This is a genomic window from Pedobacter sp. 01T416_2, from assembly GCF_056398925.1.
In genome coordinates this window covers 1-2,912 of sequence record NZ_JBFTQI010000738.1, presented here as the reverse complement: position 1 = coordinate 2,912, position 2,912 = coordinate 1, and the positions used below count along the sequence as shown (strand labels likewise).

1 protein-coding gene and 1 pseudogene are annotated in these 2,912 nt (G+C 41.1%); both read left to right on the top strand.

What is annotated here, in order from left to right:
* A pseudogene (locus AC1DPQ_RS23340) lies at positions 1-657 on the top strand (beta-galactosidase); the annotation flags it as partial.
* Between the two features lie 75 nt (positions 658-732).
* The gene (locus AC1DPQ_RS23335; protein WP_477584287.1) at positions 733-2,403 is read left to right on the top strand and encodes a GH39 family glycosyl hydrolase; all 1,671 of its coding nucleotides are present in this window, start codon (positions 733-735) and stop codon (positions 2,401-2,403) included.
* Positions 2,404-2,912: the final 509 nt, after the last annotated feature.

The window sequence follows — 2,912 nt, the reverse complement described above, 5'->3', positions numbered from 1 at the left end:
GTGCTCATCAGATCGACAACTACTGCCGGAAAAATTAATTTAACCGCAAAAGCAGAAGACTTACGGCCTGCAAGCCTTTCATTCGAAACTTTACCGGTTAATACTACTCAGGGATTATCTAACCAACTACCAAGCGATGGTTTGAAACCGAATTTAAGCAAAGGCGCAACACCGCTTGATCCATCATACACAATTTCCCGTAAATCGATTAAAATTATTGCTACCGAGGCTGGCGCCAATAGCGATAAAGCCAATTTAAGCTTCGATGATAATGAATTGAGCGATTGGGTAAACGATGGAAAGATCGCTACCGCATGGATCAAATATACTTTAGCAAAAGAAAGTACAGTATCAGCAGTCTCGCTAAAATTGAATGGTTTTAGAACCAAAATTTATCCATTAAGGATCCTGGTTGATGGAAAAGTAGTTTTCGAAGGCAATAGCAAACCTAGCCTGGGTTATTTTACTGCAAACTGCAAGCCAGCAAAAGGAAAAACAGTTACCATACAGTTAATGGGTTCAGGAAAAGAAAAAGAAAACTCATATATTGGCGTAGAGGTAAATGGTAAAAAACTTGATGATGGTGTTGACCGTGCAGAAACCAAACTAAAAGGTGGTTTAAGTATTATTGAAGCCGAAATTTACGAGCAGCCATAAGCAGACTTCCGAAGTTTTGCCAGGCCATATGCCAGGGTAAACTTCGGAAGTCTTGACCAAAATAAAAAACACGATATGAAAACATTCAAAAAAGCTTACCTCCTACTCTTTAGCTTAACCGCTTTCATCCATACGGTTAATGCGCAGTCTAAAGCCAGCATCGAGGTTAATTTCGACAAGAATATAGCACCAATGAAACCCATTTGGGCCTGGTTTGGCTACGATGAGCCGAATTACACCTACATGAAAGATGGACAGAAGTTATTGACCGAGATTTCTAAATTAAGTCCGGTTCCGGTATACGTACGTGCGCATAACTTGCTAACCTCTGGCGATGGCACTCCTGCTTTAAAATGGGGATCGACGAATGCCTATACTGAAGATGCCAAAGGTAATCCGGTTTACAACTGGAAAATTGTTGATCAGATTTTCGATACTTACGTAAAAAGAGGCATGAAACCTTTGGCTCAAATAGGCTTTATGCCTGAGGCACTTTCAACCAAACCTCAACCTTATCAACACAAATGGAAGCCTGGCGCCCGGTATGATGAAATTTTAACCGGCTGGGCCTATCCGCCAAAAGATTACAAAAAGTGGGGCAATTTGGTTTACGAATGGGTAAAACATTGTGTAGCACGATATGGCAAGGCTGAGGTAGAAAGCTGGTACTGGGAAGTGTGGAACGAGCCTGATGGCGCTTATTGGAAAGGTACACAGGCCGAATTCTTTAAACTTTACGATTACGCTGCCGATGGACTAAAACGTGCCCTACCTACCGCGAAAATTGGTGGTGCCAACGTAACAGGCGGTGGAACGAAGTACCTGGATGCCTTTATCAAACATTGTTTAAACGATACCAATTATGTAACGGGCAAAATCGGTTCGCCTTTAGATGCTGTTCTTTTTCATGCTAAAGGCTCGCCAAGGGTGGTTAATGGAACCGTAGTGATGAATGTAAGGGCACAGCTCCGCAATATTGATGGAAATTATAAGATCATCAGTAAATACCCTCAACTTAAAAATATCCCTGTAATTATCGGCGAATCCGATCCTGAAGGCTGTGCAGCCTGTGGCATGAGTACCAATCCTGAAAATGCCTACCGAAACGGCACCATGTATTCGAGCTATACCGCAGCCTCTTTTGCCCGGCTTTACGAACTTACAGATAAATATAAAATCAACCTGTTGGGCGCTGTTACCTGGTCGTTCGAATTTGAAAACCAGCCTTGGTTTGCAGGTTTTAGGGATTTAGCCACCAATGGCGTTGATAAACCTGTTTTAAATGTATTCAGGATGTTTGGCCAGATGAAAGGGAACCGTGTTGAGGCCACAAGTAACCGCATGTACAATTTAAATTCTATTTTAGATTCGAGCATCAGAAAACCACAAACAGACATAGGTGTTTTAGCCACTAAAGCCGAGAAAACCGCTGCTGTTATGTTATGGAATTACCATGATGAGGATAAAGCGGATTCAAAAGATGTTGTTTCCATCTTGTTGAATAAATTGCCTGTAAAAATGATAACTGTCAAAGAATATCGCATTGATACCGAAAATAGCAATTCTTATTCAGAATGGAAAAAAATGGGTTCACCCCAAAATCCAGATGCGAAACAAATTGCAGCATTAGAAAAATCAGGCCAGCTTAAAATGATTGGTAAACCCAGAAAATTTGACACCACGGGTGGTGCTTTTGAAATGGAATTAGCCAGACAAGGAGTAGCTTTGTTGAAATTGGATTGGTAGCATTTAGCTTTTTTTGCCACGGAAACACTGAAAGCAGGAAAATAAAGAAGTATTTTTCTCTTGGTCGGCGGCTCACCGAACAAAACAATCATTTATAACGATGTAAATCGTAATGCTATTTATGCGCTCGTTTGGAAACGAGCGCAAGCAATAATAAAAGTTGCCGTGGTCTGTGTCTCCACAGACCACCTAAATATAATTTTTTCGTTCTGTGAGGACACAGACCGGGGATAAGGAAATGGCAGTTACAGGTGGATCGTCATTCCCAACTTGATTGGGAACCACGGAGTGCTCATGAATGCCTATGAATAAAAAGAAAACTTATGAATAATCTTAACGTTTTAGCTAGGTTTATATGTTGCATTAAGATTCCCGCCTGCGCGGGAATGACGACCGTTCTTTGCAATCTGTCACCTCAATCGTTTAACTTCGAAGCCCAATATCATTAACTTAAGAATAAGTGTTAGATTAAGGTTTAACGACCAAAGGTGCTCCATTTACCRTTACGT